The organism is Streptomyces sp. NPDC093261 (assembly GCF_044753645.1).
In the GTDB taxonomy this organism is placed as follows: Bacteria; Actinomycetota; Actinomycetes; order Streptomycetales; family Streptomycetaceae; genus Streptomyces.
Genome location: NZ_JBIVNO010000002.1, coordinates 230,981 through 251,361 on the forward strand (window position 1 = coordinate 230,981; position 20,381 = coordinate 251,361).

Below are 20,381 nucleotides of genomic sequence, written 5' to 3' on the forward strand. Positions count from 1 at the left end.
GGCCGCATTCCGGGCACCCGTCCGTGTTCAGCCGGAAGGCGGGGCCACGACGGTGGTCGGTGGTGGCTGTGACGCGCACTCTGCTTCCATGTGAGCGGCCGTCATGATCCGGCGCACGAGCGCGCCGGGGGGACACAGCGGGCGTCAACGGTGCACACCGGGCCCCCGGGGGCGCCCGCCCGGGCCTCGCTCGTGCTCCGGTGCGTCTTCCCAGTGCCCTCCGGCGTGGGGCGACCCGCCGAACCAGGGGCACCCTGGGCGTTGGGCGGTCCGCGCGTGAGGGACAATGGAGGCTCTGTCAGGGCGGGTTGCATGAGGGGACGCATGTCGGAGGCGGAGCGGGCGGGGACATCCCGTCAGGACAAGAGCGAACGTCTCCTCGCCGGGCGGTACCGGCTGGGAGACGTACTCGGCCGCGGCGGCATGGGCACGGTGTGGCGGGCCGAGGACGAGACCCTGGGCCGCACGGTCGCCGTCAAGGAGCTGCGGTTCCCGTCGAGCATCGACGAGGACGAGAAGCGCCGGCTGATCACGCGTACGTTGCGGGAGGCCAAGGCGATCGCCCGGATCCGCAACAACGGCGCCGTGACGGTCTTCGACGTGGTCCACGAGGACGACCGGCCCTGGATCGTGATGGAGCTGATCGAGGGCAAGTCCCTCGCCGAGGTCATCCGCGAGGACGGCCTGCTGGAGCCCAAGCGCGCCGCCGAGGTCGGACTCGTGGTGCTCGACGTGCTGCGCGCCGCGCACCGTGAGGGCATCCTGCACCGCGACGTGAAGCCGTCCAACGTGCTGATCGCCGAAGACGGCCGGGTCGTGCTCACGGACTTCGGCATCGCGCAGGTCGAGGGCGACCCCTCCATCACCTCCACCGGCATGCTGGTCGGCGCCCCCTCCTACATCTCGCCGGAGCGGGCGCGCGGGCACAAGCCGGGCCCGGCGGCGGACCTCTGGTCGCTCGGCGGACTGCTGTACGCGGCGGTCGAGGGCGTCCCTCCGTACGACAAGGGGTCGGCGATCGCCACGCTGACGGCGGTGATGACCGAACCCCTGGAGGAGCCGAAGAACGCGGGCCCGCTGAAGAGCGTCATCTACGGCCTGCTCGCCAAGGATCCGCAGCAGCGCCTCGACGACGCGGGCGCCCGGGCCATGCTCAACGAGGTCATCCACGCGCCGGATCCGAAGCAGGAGGTGCCGGCCGACGTGACGCGGGTCGTGGCGCTGCCGCCGGTGCCCGGGAAGAACGCGGGCGAGGGAGCCGCGGCCCCCGGGGGCAAGCGGGGCGAAGAGGCCGCCCAGCGATTGCGCGGGGCGCTGAGGTCCGTGCGCAAGTCCGCGGCGTCGCTGGGTGCGGCCACGGCCGCCGCGACCTCCGCGCGGACCAAGTCCTCGGGCGCGGAGGCGGAGAAGGCGTCCGAGGACACGGGTGTCCCGGGCCCCAAGACGCCCGCCGCCGGGACGCCGGGGCCGGCCGGTCGGGCCGGTTCATCCGGGTCGTCCGCGTCACCCGGGTCGTCCGGTCGGGCCGGTTCGTCCGGGTCATCCGGGTCATCTGGCTCGTCAGGCTCGGGGCCGGTTTCCGCGGGTGTGCGGAGCGGCAGTGGCACCACCGGGTCGAACTCCGGTTCCACGAAGCCGAGTTCGGGATGGCCCATACTGCCGGATCCGGACCGGCCCACGCGCCCGCCGCAGCCGCCGCGGGCGCCGCTCACCGACGTGGTGCCGAAGCGGACGCTGGTGATCGTGGCGGTCGTCGTCGCGCTGGCCGTGCTGGGCACGGTGCTCGCGCTCACCCTGCACGGCGGCGACAGCGGCGAGCAGGACGGCAAGAAGGGCGGCACCAAGACCGCCGTGACCAGCGGCCCGACCGCCCGGAGCGGAAACGGAAGCGGCCACAGCGGCGGCAGCACGCACACGGACAGCGGCAGCACGAACGGCACGGGGACGAACGGACCGGACCCTCAGGACACCGCAGGCGGTTCGCCGGCCCCCGGAGAGAGCGGTGACGCCACCTCCTCCGGTTCATCGGGTGGCGACGGCGGCTCGGTGACCACGTACAAGGGCGGTCAGGGGTACTCCATCGGGCTGCCGAAGGGCTGGAAGTACCAGTCGTCGGACTCGGCCGGAGACCGTTTCACGGGGCCTGACGGGCAGCGGCTGCTCATCGCCTGGACGTCCACACCCAAGGGCGACCCGGTCGCGGACTGGGAGGACCAGTCGCGCTACATGACACGCCCTCAGTACAAGAAGATCCGTATCGAGAAGGTGGAGTACAAGGGCTGGAACACGGCCGACTGGGAGTTCACCTACGTCGACGGCGGTACCACGAACCGGGTGATCGACCGTGGATTCGTCGTCAACTCGCATCAGGGATACGGGCTGATGTACACGGCGAAGTCCGATGGCTGGGACGGTGACCTGCGGACGAACACCTGGAAGACGCTGACCGGGACCTTCCGGCCGAAGTCGTGACGTACCGAGCGCCCGACTGACGTTCCGCGCGGTCGTGTCGTGGGGAGATATGGCATCCCCGGGTTGCAGGTTGCCTCCGGCACGTATCGTGAGGAATTGCGGACCGCACGCATTCGGAACGGGGCGCAAGGCGAACGGAATTGACCAACCGGGCGGCCGGGGGAGGCATCGTGGACGACTATGCGGGACGGGTGCTCGCCGACCGCTACCGCCTGCCGCTGCCGCCCGCCGACGAATACGAACTCGCCGAGACCCGGGCCTTCGACACCTACAGCGGGCAGGAAGTCCTTGTACGGCAGGTGCCGTTGCCCGAGGTTGTCGAGGCGGAGGTGCTCGACGCGGACGGACTGCCCGAGGGATTCGTGGCCCGGGACGGCCGGAACCGCGGTGCCACCGGCCCTGCGGCGGCCACGCGCCGGCCCGCCGAGCCCGCCGTACGGCGCGCGATCGAGGCCGCACAGGCCGCCGCCCGGATACCCGACCACCCCCGGCTCGACCAGGTCTTCGATGTGTTCGCCGAGGGCGGTTCGCTGTGGATCGTCAGCGAGTTGGTCCCGGCGCGTCCGCTGGCGGCGCTGCTCGCTGAGAAGCCGCTGACGCCGTATCGCGCGGCGGAGGTCGCCTCCGACGTCCTCATGGCACTGCGGGTGCTGCACGGCCACGGATGGGTGCACCGGAACATCACGCCACGCACGGTGCTCGTCTGCGACGACGGCCGGGTGATGCTGACCGGACTCGCGGCCGGGGCGGCGGAGGAGGCGCTGTGCGGGTACGACCCGGTTCCCGCGCAGGAGGACGAGAGCGATGCCGGGGCGCCCGACCGGGAAGGGGACCCGCCGGGGGCCCCGCCCGAGGGGACCGGCGACCGTACGGGGAGCGGTGTTCCCGGGGGTTCGTCAGGATTCGCGGAGAGCGGGGCCACGGCGGGTGACGGTGGCTCGTTCGGAGCCGGAGGCGGCCCCGCGTCGGGCACGGACCCCGAGACCGCCCGACGGGCCGCCATCAAGGCGCGGGCGAGCGGCCCGGCTCCGGGCGGGAGCCCATCCGGCGGCGGTGGCCCGGTCCTCCCCCGGGCGCTGGAGTCCGCCGAGGACGTGCGGGCGGCGCGGGCCGGGGCGATCGCGGCGTACCGCGCCGGGGCCCGGGCCGCGGCGCGCGTGCAGGAGGCACAGCGGGGCGGACGGGCGGCGTTGCCCGCGGCCCGTCCGGCCGCCCACCGGGCCGAGAACGCGGCCGGCACCACCGCCACGCCGCCGGGGCAGATCGCCGACCCGTACGGGGTCGGCCGTACGCCCTCCTGGCACGGCGCGGTTCCGCGCCCCGCCGCACCCCTCGCCGACGACCGGCCAGCACTGCCCGGCGGCACACCCGTGCCCCAGGGCGAGGGCCCAGGCCCGTACGAGAAGGACACGGGCGCGTATGAAAAGGGCGTAGGCGCGTACGAGAACGGCGCCCCCGAAAACGGCGCGCACGAAAACGGCGCGGGTCTCTACGAGAAGGGCCCAGGCCCCCACGAAAACGGCGTGGCCGGCGGCCCGTTCGCACCACCGGCCGCATCTGACGCCCGCCCCACCGAACCCGGTGCCGTCGGCACCCCCTGGAACCACCGCGGCCCGACCACCGCCCTCGCCGCCGAGCGTGCGCGGCAGGCGCGGATGGCCGTCGTCGGTCCCGTCACGGAACGCTGGGCGCCCGAACAGGCGGGCCCCGTACACGAGAACTGGCAGCTTGCCCCGCCGATCGGGCCCGCCACCGACCTCTGGGCGCTCGGCGCGCTGCTGTTCCGGGCCGTGCAGGGGCATGCGCCGTATCCCGAGGAGAGCACCGCCGAGCTGGTCCAGCTCGTCTGCTCGGAACCGCCCGCCTTCGCCGAGGAGTGCGGTCCGCTGCGCCCGGTCGTGGAGTCGCTGCTCCGTCAGGATCCCACCGACCGCCTGGACTTCGAGGAGCTGCGCGGCTGGCTGCGCTCCCTTGTCCGGTCCGCGCCCGAGCCCGAGGCGGGAGCGCACGTGATCGCGGCGCCGCCCGTCGACCCCAGCCGGCTGCCGATCGTACGGCGCCGCGGCGAACTGGTCCGCAGGCGCCGTGCCGGGCTGCCCGCGACCACCCGTGCCCGCCACAAGCGCGCCCGGGACGAGCGCCCGCCGAAGCCCCGCAGGCTCGGCCGCACCCTGCTTCTGCTGATCCTGCTCGCGCTGGCCGCGGCGATCGCGTACGCCATGGCCTTCATGCCGAAGGCGGGGGACAGGGCAGGCGCCGGCACCGCGGGCGAGCGCACCACCACCGCCGGAGACGCAGGCCAGGCGCCGCGGCAGTCCGCCACGAGCGGCGCGCAGCAGCCGGGCGGCGGGCAGCAGCCGGGCGCCGGGAACACCAAAAGCCCGTCCCCGTCGGCCGGTTCCCCGCAGACCCAGACCAGTGAGCCCCAGGTCGCACAGGGCTTCACCCTGCGCACGGACCCCGAGGGCTTCCGTGTCGCCGTCCCGAGCGGCTGGAACCGCACGCCGAAGAACAACAGGGGTCAGATCGTCTACTCCCAGGGCGACTTCGAGCTGATCGTCGTCCCCGGACGCGACAGCACCAGCGGATACGGCGGCGATCCGCTGGCGTACCAGCGGGAGTCGGAGCCCGAACTCCAGCCGTTCCGCGACTCGACCTGGGCCACCTCCAGCGGGATGCGGCGAATCGACGTCGGCGGACGGACCATGGCCGAAGGACAGTTCACCTGGACGGACGGCGAGGGGCGCGAGCTGTTCGTACGCAATCTCGCCCTCATCGTCGGCGGCCGCTACCACGTGGTGCAGGTCCGCGGCCCGGAGGCCGAAGTGGACGAGGTGACCCGGCTGTTCGAGCAGGCGGAGCAGACATATCAGGCGACCGGCTGAGGCATGGCCGCGGCCTACGGCGGGGGTGAACGGCCGGGGCAGGGCCGCCGGTCCGGGGAGGGCGAGGTCCGATTGCGCTGAGTGTGCGGTGGTTCCGTCCCGTAAGGGCAAGGGAGAACCGTCACAGTGCGGTCTCCGTTGGGACCCCACCCGTTCCCAGTGCGGGGGGTGCTCTTTAGTCTGACCTCGTCAAGACCATTGCGGGGAAACGTGAATCAGATGCAGGGCCTGCTCCTCGCGGGCCGCTACCGGCTTGTCGACTCCATAGGCAGCGGAGGCATGGGCCGGGTGTGGCGCGCCCACGACGAGGTGCTCCACCGGGCGGTGGCCATCAAGGAACTGACGGCCGCACTGTACGTCACGGAGAGTGATCGACCGGTCCTTCTCGCCCGGACCCACGCCGAGGCCAGGGCCGCCGCGCGCATCAACCACTCGGCCGTCGTCACTGTCCACGACGTCCTGGAGCACGACAACCGGCCCTGGATCGTGATGGAGCTGGTCGAGGGCGGCTCGCTCGCCGACGCGGTCAAGGAGCGCGGGCGGCTGGAGCCCGCCGAGTCCGCGAGGATCGGGCTGTGGGTGCTGAGGGCCCTGCGTGCCGCGCACTCGGCGGGGGTACTGCACCGCGATGTGAAGCCCGGCAATGTCCTGCTCGCCGCCGACGGACGGGTGCTGCTCACCGACTTCGGGATCGCCCAGGTCGAGGGCGACACCACCATCACGCGTACGGGAGAGATCGTCGGGTCCGTGGACTATCTGGCGCCCGAGCGCGTCCGCGGACACGATCCGGGCCCCTCCTCCGACCTGTGGGCGCTCGGCGCCACCCTGTACACGGCAGTGGAGGGCAGGTCGCCGTTCCGGCGGACCTCGCCGCTGACCACCATGCAGGCCGTTGTCGACGAGGAGCCCGCGGAGCCGCAGTTCGCGGGCGCCCTGCAGCCGGTGATCACGGCACTGCTGCGCAAGGACCCGGCCGAGCGGCCCGACGCGGAACGGCTCGAACAGATGCTGGCCGAGGCCGCGGAGGGACGGCGGCCGAAGGCGGCGCAGGAGTACGTGGCGACGCGGAGCATGGACGCGAGCGGCGTCGGTGAGCCGGCCGCGACCGTGGCGGGCAGCCGCCAGGCTCGCGGCGCGCAGTCGGCCGGCGGCAGCACCCTGCACCAGCCCGTCCCCGTGGCCGCTCCCCGCAGACGCCGCCGCGGTCGCACGGTCGCGCTGGTCCTCGCGGTGGCCGCCGTCGTCGGGGCGGCGGGCGCGGTGGCCGTGAACTCTCTCGGCAACCGGAGCAGCAGCACCACCACCACGAGCGCCGGCACGTTCGATCCCTCGCCCGCCACGAGCACGCAGGCGCAGTCGGCGGGCGCCGTCCCGGACGGCTGGGTACGCAAGAAGGACCCCGCGGGCTTCAGCCTCCTCCTGCCCGGCAAACAGTGGAAGCGGCAGAAGTACGACGCCTTCCAGACCGACTACACGCCCGACGGCGGCAAGCACTTCATCCGCATCGCCGTGGACAGCTCACCGGACTTCGACGACGCCTACCAGCACCAGCTCGACCTCCAGCAGCAGCTCCAACGGCTCGTCGACTACCAGCGGGTGACCCTGCGCAAGAACATCTACCGTGACTGCCCCGGGTCCCTCTGGGAGTACACGTGGACCGCGCTGGCGAAGGACACGCCGTTCCCCGGACCGCGGCACGCCGTGGAGGAGACGTACTTCGCCCGCAACGGCGTGGAGTACGCCATCTACATGTCCGGCCCGGCCGCGGACTGGGACACGACGCGTCAGCAGTTCGACGTGGTACTGCGGGGATGGCGTCAGCCGGAAGGGTGAAAAGCGAGGCGGCCCGCGGAGCTTGACGGGGTGACGGGCGACGGGCGAGTCGGTCCGCGAAACTTGACGGGGTGACGGGGTGACGGGGTGACGGGGTGACGGGCGAGTCGGTCCGCGAAGCTTGACGGGTGACGGGGTGACGGGGTGATGGGCGAGGGGGCCCGCGGAGCTTGACGGGGGTGACGGGCGAGGGGAGGGGCGGAGCCTGACGGCGCTCGCGCCCCCGTCGGCGCACCCGCTCACGCCTTTCGCACGCCCTGGCCGCCCCGCTGCACGCCCTTGTACGTCGCTTGTCGGCCACGGTAGTGGCAGCGTCACGGAGGGTTCGCATCCTGTGCGGCATGATGGGGCGCATGGGGACCGAGGGGGAGAACGTCCGTGTCATAGCGGGCCGCTACCGGCTTCAGGAGCGGGTCGGCCGCGGCGGCATGGGCGTCGTCTGGCGCGCGTCCGACGAACTGCTCGGCCGTCAGGTGGCGGTCAAGGAACTCACCGTCGACCCCTCGCTCTCCGCCGACGAGGCCCGGCTCCAGCGCGAGCGCACCCTGCGCGAGGCGCGCGCGGTGGCGCAGTTGCGGCATCCGCACATCGTCGTCGTCCATGACGTCGTCGAGCACGAGGAGCGCCCGTACATCGTCATGGAGCTGATCGACGGCGGCTCGCTCGCCGAGCGCGTCGCCCGGCAGGGCCCGGTCGACGCGCGCGAAGCCGCCCGTATCGGCATCGATCTGCTGGCCGCGCTGCGCCGTGCCCATGACGCCGGCGTCCTGCACCGCGATCTGAAGCCTGCGAACGTCCTGATCGAGGCGGGCACCGACCGCGTCGTCCTCACCGACTTCGGTATCGCGCAGGTCTCGGGCGCCACGACGCTCACCGAGACCGGCTCCTTCGTCGGCTCCCCCGAGTACACCGCCCCCGAGCGGATGTCCGGCGACCGGGCCGGACCCGAGTCCGATCTGTGGTCCCTGGGGGCGTTGCTGTGCGCGGTGCTGAGCGGCGAGTCGCCCTTCCGCCGCGACTCGCTGGGCGGGATCCTGCACGCAGTGGTCGTCGACGAGATCCGCCCGCCCGCGCAGGCCGGGCCGATCCTGCCCGTCGTACGGGGGCTGCTGGAGCGCGACCCGGAACGGCGCCTGGACGCGGCCGAGGCGGAGCGGCTGCTGCGGGAGTTCCTGGAGACGGGACGGACACCACGGGTGCCGGTGCCCTACGCGCCGACGCAGCGGGACATGCACCGGCAAGTCCTGCCGTTGCCCTCGCGGCAGGGGTCCGAGACGGCGGCGGCCCGGGAGGCGGCCGAGTCGCGGCCCGCCATGCGGTCGGCGCGGGGCGCCCTCGTCGCGGCCGCCCTGGTCGCGGCGATGGCCGGCGCGGGCCTCTCGGCGGCGGCGCTGCTGATGCGCGGCGACGGCGGGGGCGCTCCCGGGCCCACGGCTCCGTCGCATCCGTCGGCCGGCACGGGAGCGTCGGGCCCGTCGGCCGGCTCAGGATCCCCGCGCCCGTCGTCCCCCGGCTCCACGCCCGGGCCCACGGTGACGGTGACCCGCTCGCCCGGCCCCGCCACGGCCGCCGGCCGCACCGCGCCCTCGGGCTACCGGCTGGTGCGGGACCCGGACGGGTTCTCGCTCGCCGTGCCGGAGGGCTTCACCCGCAGCCCGCAGGGGGAGCGGATCTTCTATCTGTCCCCGGGGCAGACCTTCCGCCTCGGGATCAGGGTGGCGGACCCCGACGCGGGCGGTCCGCTCGCCGTGATGCGGCGATCTGCGGCTGACGGTCCCTCCACGAACCCGGGCTACCACGACGGCAGCGTCACCGAGACCTCGCACCACGGCGGCCCCGCCGCGCTCTGGGAGTTCGGCTGGAACGGCTTCACGGCTGCCGAAGGCCCCCGGCACACCTACGACCTGTGCTGGGAGGAGGGCGGCCGGATGTACGACGTATGGGTGTCGGCGCCCGTCGGCAAGGTGAAGGAGGCGAAGGAGTACTTCGACGTCGCCGTCGACACGTTCGTACCGGGATGACCGGGGCGACCGGGGTGACCGGGGTGACCGGGGTGATCCGGGGGCGACGGGGTGACCCAGGGGTGATACTGGGCGATCCGGGGGCCCCGTGATCGGGGAGGATCCGGGCCGGTCCCGGCCCGACGAGCCCGAGGCCGAGCCCTAACACGAGCACGAGCAGCGGGGCTGCGACCGCCGCGGCCGGGCCCTGCGGTGTTCAATGTCACGCGCCATGTCGCGGTTCATCGAATCTTCACGGCGGGGTCATTGGTGAGTCATGGTATCTTCAGGATTCTTACCGGCACCTTGCCTGCCCCTTAAGAGCGAGCGAACGACGCCCGTTACCGAGGTGGCGACGTCGAGCCCGGAGTCAATCGAAAAGTGGGGCGTGCCCTAGTTTCTGGAGAGCTTGAGAATGGTCAGCCCCACTGTCTCGGTGATTGTCGCTGCGTACAACGCGATGCCGTATGTGACGCGTTCCATCACATCCGTGGCCGAACAGACCATCGGCCGGGAGGCCCTCGAGGTCATCACCGTCGACGACGGCTCGACCGACGGAACCGGTGAGGAGCTGGAGCGCCTTGCCGGGCTGTATCCGGGTCTGCTGCGCGTCATCCACCAGGAGAACTCCGGTGGCCCTTCGGCGCCCCGCAACGTCGGTCTCGACCACGCCCGCGGGCGGTTCGTGTTCTTCCTGGACGCCGACGACTACCTGGGGCCCGAGACCCTGGAACGCATGGTGGCGATGGCCGAGGAGAACGGCACCGACATCGTGCTCGGCAAGATGGTCGGCGTGAACGGACGCGGCCTTCCCGCATCGATGTTCAAGCGCACCCAGCCCAAGACCGACGTCTTCAACTCCCGGGTCTACTGGGCCCTGAACCCGCTGAAGCTGTTCCGCCGCGAACTGCTGGAGCGGGAGGGGCTGCGCTTCCCGACCGGCCTGCCCATCGGTGAGGACCAGCCCTTCACGGCGCTGGCGTATCTGGCCGCCAAGGGCGGCATCTCCGTGATCGCCGACTACGACTGCCTGTTCTGCACCCTGCGGGAGGACGGCGGGAACACCACGTCCCGCACCAAGGGGTCGGAGCCCCGCCTGCGGTTCCTCCCGTACATGATCGATCTGCTCATCGAGAACGTGCCGCCGGGCCGGAACCGCGACCACCTCGCCCACCGCCACCTGACCATCGAGGTGCAGAACCTCCTCGCCCATATCTCGCGCGAGCCACGCGAGCAGGCGGAGAAGACCCTCGCCCAGCTCGCCGACACCATCGCGCCGCTGTGGCACGAGGGCATGGACGAGCACCTCTCCGCGATGGCCCGGCTGCGGCTGTACCTGGTGCGGCACCGGATGCTCGACGAGGTCCTGGAGCTGCTCAGGTTCGAGCGCGAGCTGGCCAAGAGCAAGGTGTCCACCCCGGTGCACGCGGAGGGCGGCCGTGCCTACGCCCGCTACCCGTTCTTCCGCGACCCGGCCCGCGCCGTCCCGGACTCCGTCTACGACGTCACCCCCCAGCTTGGCGTGCGCCATCACGTCAGCCGTGCCGAGCTGAGCGGAACCACCCTGCACCTGGCGGGACACGGGTATCTGCACCGGGTCGAGACCCGGGACGTGACCACCGACCTCCTGCTGCGGGAGCGGGGGAGCGGCACGGAGTACCGGCTGCCCGTCACCCACACCGCGACGCCCGGACTCGGGTCAAACGAGGACGAGGGCCGCTTCTCGTACGAGAAGGCCGGGTTCGAGGCCGCCGTCGACATCGCCACCGCCGCCGACGGCAAGCCGCTCCCCGACGGTCTGTGGGACATCTCGCTCAGGATCGGCGCGCAGGGCGTCACGCGCGTGGTGCGGATCGGCAGCAAGCGCGCCGACGACGTCTCCGGCGACCCCACGACCCGTGTCGTCGACGGTGCCGGGGACGGTCCGCGGGCCGTCACGCTCTACACCACCAAGCCCTACGGCAACTTCACCCTCGACCTCGGCCAGAAGAAGCACCGCGTCGCGTCGCGCCTCAAGGCCGGTGCGGTGCGCTGGTCGGCCAGCAACCCCACGGAGCTGGTGATCGGCGGGACCAGCGGGCTCGCCGAGTTCCCGAGCGGGCTGACGGTCGTCCTCACCGCCGACGACGGGACGACGGCGGCCTTCCCCGCCCAGCGGACCCCGCACACCGACAGCTTCATCGCGCGCGTGGACGTGCGGGACCTCGCGCCCGGCGTGTGGCAGGGCGAACTCCGGCTCGGGGACCCCGGGACTCTGGCCACCCCGCTGCCCTCGCTGCCGAAGGCCCTCGGGCCGGCCAAGTGGCGCCGGCTGGGCCTGCCCTGGTACGCGAAGCAGGTCGAGGGCAAGCGCGACCGCTTCGTGCTGCGTGTCGCCAGGACCGAACTGGTCAAGGCGGTCGCACGTCGCGTCAAGTCCTGAGCCCGGCCTCGCCGTTGGTCCGGACCCGCGTCGACAGCCCGTGATGCCGCACGGTAGTGATGGGACATGCGTACTGACGCGGGACGCCTGATCGACGGCCGCTACCGGTTGACCGAGCGGATCGGCTCCGGCGGCATGGGCACCGTGTGGCGCGCCGTGGACCAACTCATGGAGCGGGACGTCGCCGTCAAGCAGCCCCGGCTGCCGGGCGATCCGGACGACGCGGCGCACCAACGGGCCGCCCACCGGATCTACCGCGAGGCCCGCGCCGCCGCCCGGGTCGACCATCCTGCGGCCGTGTCCATCCACGACGTGGTCGTCGAGGACGGATCGCCCTGGATCGTCATGGAGCTGGTCCGCGGGGAGTCCCTGGACGCGGCCATGCGCCGCGGTCCGCTGGCCCCGGCCGAGGCCGCGCGCATCGGGCTCGCCGTCGTCGGCGCGCTCGACGCGGCGCATCGCGTCGGCATCGTGCACCGCGATGTGAAACCCGCGAACGTGCTGCTCGGCCCGCGCGGCCGGGTCGTCCTCACCGACTTCGGCATCGCCCATGTCCAGGGCGAGGAATCCCTCACCGTCACCGGGGAGTTCGTCGGCTCGCTCGAGTTCGTCGCGCCGGAGCGCATGTCCGGCCGGAACGCCGGTCCCGCCTGCGACCTGTGGTCGCTGGGCGTGCTGCTCTACGCCGCCGTCGAGGGAGGGTCCCCCTTCCGCCGTACGACGGTGGAGTCCACCCTCGCCGCGGTGCTCGCGGCCGACCCTCCCGAGCCCGAGCGGGCCGGACCGCTCGGCCCGCTCATCGGTCGGCTGCTGGCGAAGGACCCCGAGCGGCGGCCGGACGCGCGGGAGACGCACGCGGCCCTGGAGGCGGCGGCCGAGGGGTGGCCCACGCCGGTTGCGCTGCGGGAGGAGCCGACGCGGACCCAGGACGTCACGCGCCTACGGGAGTTCACGGAGGACGCGGGAACGTTCCGCCTGGGGGTCACGCCGTCCGCGGCGCGAGCCGTCTCACCGTCCGCGCCGGAGACTCCCGCCACTCCGTCCGCGCCGGAAACCCCCGCCACCTCGTCCGCGCCTGAAACCCCCGCACCCCTCTCCCCGACACCCCCCGCGCCCCCCACACCCCTCTCCCCGAAACCCCCCGCGCCCCCCTCCCCACAACACACCCCCACGCCGCAACCGACCATCACCACCCCGACCGCCCAGCCGAGGCACCGGTTCCTGCTCCGCCCCGCCCCCGCCGCCGCGCTCGGCGTCCTGCTCCTGGGCGGCGCCTGGCTCGGTGCGACCTGGCTCGGCGCCCCGGGCGACGGGGGCGTCACGGAGCAGCACGCCACCTACCGTTCGGCGCCCGGGGTCGTTGCCGCCAGTCCCGCCGCCGGCACCTGGACCGCCCACCGAGAGCAGCGGCTCGACGCGATCGTGTACGTACCGGCGGGCACCGCACGGGACTCGGCCACGGTCCACACGGTCACCTACGGCGACGACACCGTCCGGCTCCGGCTGACCCGGGAGGAGTCGGCCCCCACGCCCCTGACGGCATGGGCGCGGCAGGCCACCTCCACCTGGGCGGGCGACGACCCGCACACGCTCTCCGCACCTACGAGCTACCACGGCGACGACGCCATGCTCACCGACACCACGTACCGGGTGGGGGAGAAGCGGTACCGAGTGCTTCAGCTGCTGGTCGTCACGGCCGCCCACGAGTACTACGTGCTGCGCGTGGACATGCCGAAGGGCACCCCCGACGAGCGGCGCGGCACCTCGCTGTTCAAGGGCGCCCGGGACCGTCTGAAAGTCGGCAGCACCCTGCTGGGCTCCTGACAACGGACTGATCAGCGCATTTGCTGCCAGCGGTCACTGGCGCGGTGTGGACACCCCGTGAAGGCGTATTACCGACGGGTACCCAAACGCTTCACCCGGGCATACGCTGCGCCTCATGACGGACTCGCAGGCCCCGGAGAAGGCCCCCGACAAGACCCGTACGGGTGCGGCCGGCACCAACCCGCTCGCCCCCGCCCCCGCCGGCGCCCGCACCGCCGTCGACGTGGTCACCCCGGAGCTGGTCGCCCAGCTCACCAAGGGTGTCGTCGGCTCCGGCCGGACCGCCAACCACACTCCGTTCACCGGCGAGAAGCTGGCCGACCTGCCCGAGTCCACCCCCCAGGACGTGGCGGTCGCGTTCGACCGGGCCCGTGCCGCCCAGGCCGCCTGGGGCGCGACCCCGGTACGGCAGCGCGCCGCCGTGCTGCTCCGCTTCCACGACCTGGTGCTCGCCCGCCAGGGCGAGGTCCTCGACCTGATCCAGCTGGAGACCGGCAAGACCCGCCTCCACGCCCACGAGGAGGTGCAGGCCGTCGCCATCGCGGCCCGGCACTACGGCCGCAAGGCCCCCTCGTATCTGAGGCCCAAGCGCCACACCGGTGCCCTCCCGACGCTGACGAAGGTCACCGAACTGCGCCACCCGCGTGGCGTCGTCGGCCATATCGCCCCCTGGAACTACCCCTTCGAACTGTCGGTGGGCGACGCGCTCCCCGCGTTTGTCGCGGGCAACGCCGTCGTGATGAAGCCCGACACCGAGACCTGCCTCACCGCGCTGTGGGCGCGCGACCTGCTGATCGAGGCCGGGCTGCCCGCCGACGTCTTCCAGGTCGTCATCGGCGAGGGGCCGGTGGTCGGCCCGGAGGTCGTCCGGCACGCCGACTACGTCTCCTTCACCGGGTCCACCCGCACCGGCCGCGAGGTCGCCCAGAGTGCCGCCGCCCGCCTCGTCGGCGTCTCGCTCGAACTCGGCGGCAAGAACGCCATGCTGGTCCTCCAGGACGCCGACCTCGACAAGGCCGCCGCGGGTGCCGTCCGCGCCTGCTTCTCGTCGGCGGGTCAGCTCTGCATCTCCATCGAGCGGTTGTACGTCCACGAGTCGATCGCGGACGCCTTCCTGGAGCGCTTCGTCGCCCGTACCAAGGCCATGCGGCTCGGCACGTCCCTCGCCTACGGGGCCGACATGGGCTCGCTGGTCGGCGAGCGGCAGCTGGAGACGGTGACCCGGCATGTCGAGGAGGCCGTGGCCAAGGGGGCGAAGGTTCTGGCCGGCGGGGTCGCCCGCCCGGACGCCGGTCCGTACTTCTACGAGCCCACCATTCTCGACGGTGTCGAGGCGCCGATGGCGGTGTGCGCGGAGGAGACCTTCGGGCCGGTGGTGTCGGTCTACCGCTTCTCGTCGGAGGACGAGGCGGTCGAACGCGCCAACTCCACGCCCTACGGCCTCAATTCCTCCGTCTGGACGAAGGACGGCCGCCGCGGCCGCGCGATCGCCGCCCGGCTGCGCACCGGCACGGTCAACGTCAACGAGGGCTATGCGCCGGCGTACGGCAGCGCCCAGTCGCCGATGGGCGGCATGGGGGACTCCGGTCTCGGCCGCCGCCACGGCTCCGAGGGCATCCTCAAGTACACCGAGGCCCAGACCGTCGCGCAGCAGCGGCTGCTGCCGATGGCACCGTCGCTCGGCATGGACGACGAGCAGTACGCGGCGCTGATCAGCCGCGGTCTGCGTCTGATGAAGGCGTTCCGCCTCCGCTAGCCACCACCCTCAATCCGCCCGCCGCCAGCCGTTCTCAACGAGGAGAGCACGTGTCGCAGGAGAAGTCCGTCCAGACCCGGGACGAGGACGGGTACGACTACGACGTCATCGTCGTGGGATCGGGGTTCGGCGGATCCGTCACCGCCCTGCGGCTGACCGAGAAGGGCTACCGCGTGGGCGTCCTGGAGGCGGGCCGCCGCTTCACCCGCGCCTCGCTGCCGAAGAACTCCTGGGATGTGAGGAACTACCTGTGGGCCCCGGCCCTCGGTCTGTACGGAATCCAGCGCATCCATCTGCTCGGCAATGTGATGGTCCTCGCGGGCGCCGGGGTGGGCGGCGGCTCCCTCAACTACGCCAACACCCTCTACGTACCGCCGAAGGCGTTCTTCGACGACCCGCAGTGGAAGGACATCACCGACTGGCAGGAGGAGCTGACGCCGTACTACGACCAGGCGCGGCGCATGCTGGGCGTCCGGCTGAACCGCACCATGACCCCCGTGGACGTCCATCTGAAGGCCGCCGCCGAGCGGATCGGGGTGGGGGACACCTTCCACATGGCGCCGGTCGGCGTGTTCTTCGGTGACGGCGACGACGCCGACGGGTCGGCCAAGGCCGAGCCGGGCCAGGAGGTCCCGGACCCGTACTTCGGCGGCGCGGGGCCCGCCCGCCGGGCGTGCACCGAGTGCGGCGAGTGCATGACCGGCTGCCGCCACGGCGCGAAGAACACCCTCAACGAGAACTACCTCCACCTCGCCGAGAAGGCGGGCGCGACCATCCACCCCATGACGACGGTGGTGTCGGTCACGGACGACTCCCGGGGCGGCTTCGCCGTCGCCACCCTGCCGACCGACGACAGGCGCAAGGGCAAGGGGCGGTTCTTCACGGCGCGGCAGGTCGTCCTCGCGGCGGGCACCTACGGCACGCAGACGCTGCTGCACCGTATGAAGACACACGGCCAACTGCCCCATGTCTCCGACCGGCTGGGCGAACTGACCCGCACCAACTCCGAGGCGCTGGTGGGCGCGCGCACGGACGACCGCCGCTACCGCAAGGCGCACGGAGTGGACCGCGTCGACTTCACGCGGGGCGTGGCGATCACGTCCTCGATCCACCCGGACGAGAACACGCACATCGAGCCGGTCCGCTACGGCAAGGGCTCGAACGCGATGGGGGGTCTGTCGACCCTCCAGGTCCCCTACGCGGAGGGCTCCTCCCGCGTCCTTGCCTGGCTGACGAACGCGGCGCGGCACCCGTGGCTGCTGCTGCGCTCCCTGTCATACCGGCGCTGGTCGGAGCGGACCCTCATCGCCCTCGTGATGCAGTCGCTGGACAACTCCCTGACCACCTATCTGCGGCCCAAGGGCCCGGGCAGGGGTCTGCTGACGGCCCGCCAGGGGCACGGCACGCCCAACCCCAAGCAGATCAAGGCGGGTACGGAGACGGCGAACGCGATCGCCGCCGAGATCAACGGCTTCGCGGGCAGCAACGTCGGCGAACTGATGGGCACCCCACTGACCGCTCACTTCCTCGGCGGCTGTGTGATCGGGGACTCGCGTGAGACGGGCGTGATCGATCCGTACCACCGGCTGTACGGCTACCCCGGGATCTCGGTGGTCGACGGCGCGGCGGTGTCGGCGAACCTGGGCGTCAATCCGTCGCTCACGATCACCGCGCAGGCCGAGCGGGCGATGTCGTACTGGCCGAACAAGGGCGAGGCGGACCCGCGCCCGGCCCAGGGGGCGGCCTACGAGCGCCTCAAGCCGGTGGAGCCCCGGCATCCGGCGGTGCCCGAGCGGGCGTTCGGGGCTCTGCGGCTGCCGTTCCTGGGGATGCCGGCGGTGCCCCCCAAGAACGAGTGACCTTCCGCGGCCCCCTGCCGCGGGGGCCGCACCGCCGTCCGCAGGCGAAGGGCCCCGCGACATGGCCGCGGGGCCCTTCCCTCGTCGGCATCGGCGTCAGGGCGGCGCCGGTGCCCGGGAGCGGCGCCGGGGGGTCGCGCCGCCTGTCTGTGTGCAGTGCCGCCGGTTCCGGCCGTCTGTCCCAGCGCCGGGGGCCGGCCGTGTCCCGGCAGATTCCGCCGGCCGGTTCCGGGCGTCCCCGGAACCGGCCGTTCAGTGCTGACCGGGCTGCTGTCCCCTGCCGTCCGGTCACATTCCTGGAGCGAGGTCCCACGGCCTACGGCATGATCCGTATGCCTCATCGCCCCAGCGGAGCCACGCGTGGTCCTTTCGGGCCCGCCCCTGGCTGGCGCGGACATCGGTACCAACGACGCCCCTACGGCCCGGTCACGCGCCGTACGGGTGAGGCGGGAGGCGAACGTGCATCCGCTCGTACGGGGATTCGCGCCGTACGGGGGGCCCGCCTGTCAGACGCGGCCCCTGCACAGCTCCAGCAGGGTCATCGCGAGGCCGGTGCCGGGCTTGCCGAGGGCCTCCCGGTAGTGACCGAGGATCTCCATCTCGCGGGAGAGGTTCACCCGGCGGCCACCGGAGGCGATACGAGCCTCCTGGACGACGGCGGAGACCGCCATGCGCTCCTGGATGAGGCCGATGATGCGGTCGTCGAGCGCGTCGATGCGCTCGCGCGCGCCGATGATCACATCGGCGGCCTCGGGTGTGTGGGCGCCGGTCTTCTCGGCGGCGGTGCTCTTCTCGGCGGTGGGGGTGGCCTGCTCGGTGCTGGTGGCGGCCTGCTCGGTGATGGTGGCGGTCATGCCCGGGGCTCCTTCGGTCGGTGGTCGAGGGGCCCCGGATCGGCACGGTCCGCAAACGCCAGGCGCCCCGGACCGTATCGGCCCGGGGCGCCTGGGAAGTCGCTTGTCAGTGGCTCAAGCAGCACGACCATGGCATCCGGCGGGCCCGGTGCCATAGGTAAAGACGAAGGTCGTGTACGAGAGCATGGGCCCAGTATGCCGTGGTGACGGGCCGCGTCCAACCGGGTTCGGATGGTGAGACGGGGCGGTACCGGCGCGGGCGGCCGCGCGGAGCGGAAGGGGTCCCACGGCCACCCCGTTAGAATCGATGGCACAGACCCCCGCCCGACCCGCCGGAAGGCACCCCGTGTCATCAGCGACCCACGCCGCCCCCGACACCGTCCTGGTCGTCGACTTCGGCGCGCAGTACGCCCAGCTCATCGCCCGCCGCGTTCGCGAGGCCCGGGTCTACAGCGAGATCGTGCCGAGCACCATGCCGGTCGAGGAGATGCTCGCCAGGAACCCGGCGGCGATCATCCTCTCCGGCGGCCCCTCGTCCGTGTACGAGGAGGGCGCCCCCCGCCTCGACCGCGCAATCTTCGAGGCCGGCGTCCCCGTCTTCGGCATGTGCTACGGCTTCCAGCTGATGGCGCAGGCCCTCGGCGGCACCGTCGACAACTCCGGCGCCCGCGAGTACGGCCGCACCGAACTGCACGTCTCCAAGAACTCGTCGACCCTCTTCGAGGGCACCCCGGCCGAGCAGCACGTGTGGATGTCGCACGGTGACGCCTGCTCCGCCGCCCCCGAGGGCTTCACCGTCACCGCGTCCACGGCCGTCGTCCCGGTCGCCGCGTTCGAGAACGACGACAAGAAGCTCTACGGCGTCCAGTACCACCCCGAGGTCATGCACTCCACGCACGGCCAGCAGGTGCTGGAGCACTTCCTGTACCGCGGGGCGGGCCTGGAGCCGAACTGGACCACCGGCAATGTGATCGAGGAGCAGGTCGAGGCGATCCGCGAGCAGGTCGGCACCAGGCGCGCCATTTGCGGCCTGTCCGGCGGTGTGGACTCCGCCGTCGCCGCCGCCCTCGTCCAGAAGGCCATCGGCTCCCAGCTGACGTGCGTGTACGTCGACCACGGCCTGATGCGCAAGGGCGAGACCGAGCAGGTCGAGAAGGACTTCGTCGCGGCCACCGGCGTCCAGCTCAAGGTCGTCGACGCAGAGGAGAGGTTCCTCACCGCGCTCCAGGGCGTCTCCGACCCCGAGGAGAAGCGGAAGATCATCGGCCGCGAGTTCATCCGGGTCTTCGAGCAGGCCCAGGCGGAGATCATCGCGGAGGCCGGCGAGAGCGGCGAGCCGGTCGAGTTCCTCGTCCAGGGCACCCTCTACCCGGACGTCGTCGAGTCCGGCGGCGGCACCGGCACGGCCAACATCAAGTCCCACCACAATGTGGGCGGCCTCCCCGAGGACCTCGAGTTCAAGCTGATCGAGCCGCTGCGCAAGCTCTTCAAGGACGAGGTCCGCATGGTCGGCCAGGAGCTGGGCCTGCCGGAGGAGATCGTCCAGCGCCAGCCCTTCCCGGGCCCGGGCCTCGGCATCCGTATCGTCGGCGAGGTGACCAAGGAGCGGCTCGACCTGCTCCGGGAGGCGGACGCCATCGCCCGCGAGGAGCTGACGGCGGCCGCGCTCGACCGCGACATCTGGCAGTGCCCGGTGGTCCTGCTCGCCGACGTCCGCAGCGTCGGCGTCCAGGGCGACGGCCGGACCTACGGCCACCCGATCGTGCTGCGCCCGGTCTCGTCGGAGGACGCCATGACCGCCGACTGGTCGCGGCTGCCGTACGAGGTGCTCGCGAAGATCTCGACCCGGATCACCAACGAGGTCCGCGACGTCAACCGGGTCGTCCTCGACGTGACCTCGAAGCCGCCGGGGACCATCGAGTGGGAGTGATCCCGGGAACCTCCCGGGTCATGTCCGCCTGAGAGTGCGCACCGGCTCTCCGGGCTTCCAGGTCTCGACGACCAGATGGGTGTCGTCCTCGACGGAGATCCGTACGACCTCCGTCAACTCGGTGCGGAAGAGGTGGAACGGCTGCGGCGGTTCCACCTCTTTCACATACGCGCCCTTCGTCGCGGGGTCGTCGACCTCGACCGCCCGCCCGCTGATCCGCACGTCCCCGCCGCCCATCCCGGTGCCCGGCCCCGGGTTCGCCTGGAGCGCGAAACGTGGGTCCCGGCGCACGTCCAGCGCCTTGAGCGAGCCGGGCATCATGCCGAACCACAGCTCGCCGTCCAGGAAGCGCACCTCCAGTCCGGTGGTGCGCGGTGAGCCGTCCTTGCGGAGCGTCGCGAGGACATGGTGGGTGAAGGCCGTGAAGCGTGCCTCGACGGTGGTGGCGAGATCGGGTTCCGCCGCGGCGAAAGCCGCCCAGTTCGTTGCCGTGGGGTGCGTTGTCGTCATGGGGCGAGTCTCGCGCCGAATCCGGACATCTTCTGT

11 protein-coding genes are annotated in these 20,381 nt (G+C 72.4%); 9 read left to right on the forward strand and 2 right to left on the reverse strand.

Annotation, left to right across the window (positions count from 1 at the left end; all coding sequences use genetic code 11):
* Positions 1–324 precede the first annotated feature (324 nt).
* The 8 genes from ACIP94_RS07530 to ACIP94_RS07565 all read left to right on the forward strand — a co-directional run bounded on the left by ACIP94_RS07530 (position 325) and on the right by ACIP94_RS07565 (position 17,051).
* Complete coding sequence (locus tag ACIP94_RS07530; RefSeq protein ID WP_402420900.1) at positions 325–2,472, forward strand: serine/threonine-protein kinase; 2,148 nt, start codon at positions 325–327, stop codon at positions 2,470–2,472.
* Positions 2,473–2,642: 170 nt separating this feature from the next.
* Positions 2,643–5,357 carry a protein kinase gene (locus ACIP94_RS07535; RefSeq protein ID WP_402420902.1) on the forward strand — a complete coding sequence of 905 codons (2,715 nt, stop codon included), beginning with the start codon at positions 2,643–2,645 and terminating at the stop codon, positions 5,355–5,357.
* A gap of 219 nt (positions 5,358–5,576) precedes the next feature.
* A complete protein-coding gene (locus tag ACIP94_RS07540) occupies positions 5,577–7,190 on the forward strand; it encodes a serine/threonine-protein kinase (protein ID WP_402421719.1) in 1,614 nt (537 codons plus the stop codon).
* Positions 7,191–7,543: 353 nt separating this feature from the next.
* Positions 7,544–9,211 (forward strand): protein kinase, encoded by a 1,668-nt coding sequence (locus tag ACIP94_RS07545; protein ID WP_402420905.1) that lies wholly within the window; start codon positions 7,544–7,546, stop codon positions 9,209–9,211.
* Between the two features lie 394 nt (positions 9,212–9,605).
* Entirely contained in the window at positions 9,606–11,612 is a 2,007-nt protein-coding gene (locus ACIP94_RS07550; RefSeq protein ID WP_402420908.1) for a glycosyltransferase, read from the forward strand.
* Positions 11,613–11,678: 66 nt separating this feature from the next.
* Positions 11,679–13,436, forward strand: coding sequence for a protein kinase (locus ACIP94_RS07555; protein ID WP_402420910.1), 1,758 nt, complete (start codon positions 11,679–11,681; stop codon positions 13,434–13,436).
* A gap of 115 nt (positions 13,437–13,551) precedes the next feature.
* Entirely contained in the window at positions 13,552–15,192 is a 1,641-nt protein-coding gene (locus ACIP94_RS07560) for a succinic semialdehyde dehydrogenase (RefSeq protein WP_402420913.1), read from the forward strand.
* A 50-nt stretch (positions 15,193–15,242) separates the two neighbouring features.
* Positions 15,243–17,051 (forward strand): GMC family oxidoreductase N-terminal domain-containing protein, encoded by a 1,809-nt coding sequence (locus tag ACIP94_RS07565; RefSeq protein WP_402420916.1) that lies wholly within the window; start codon positions 15,243–15,245, stop codon positions 17,049–17,051.
* Positions 17,052–17,557: 506 nt separating this feature from the next.
* Here ACIP94_RS07565 and ACIP94_RS07570 read toward each other — a convergent pair.
* Positions 17,558–17,905, reverse strand: coding sequence for a chorismate mutase (locus tag ACIP94_RS07570; protein ID WP_402420919.1), 348 nt, complete (start codon positions 17,903–17,905; stop codon positions 17,558–17,560).
* Positions 17,906–18,251: 346 nt separating this feature from the next.
* On the opposite strand from ACIP94_RS07570, the gene guaA reads away from it, so the two are divergent.
* Entirely contained in the window at positions 18,252–19,835 is a 1,584-nt protein-coding gene (gene guaA, locus ACIP94_RS07575) for a glutamine-hydrolyzing GMP synthase (RefSeq protein ID WP_402420922.1), read from the forward strand.
* A gap of 18 nt (positions 19,836–19,853) precedes the next feature.
* Here guaA and ACIP94_RS07580 read toward each other — a convergent pair whose 3' ends face one another.
* Positions 19,854–20,345 (reverse strand): pyridoxamine 5'-phosphate oxidase family protein, encoded by a 492-nt coding sequence (locus tag ACIP94_RS07580; protein ID WP_402420924.1) that lies wholly within the window; start codon positions 20,343–20,345, stop codon positions 19,854–19,856.
* Positions 20,346–20,381: the final 36 nt, after the last annotated feature.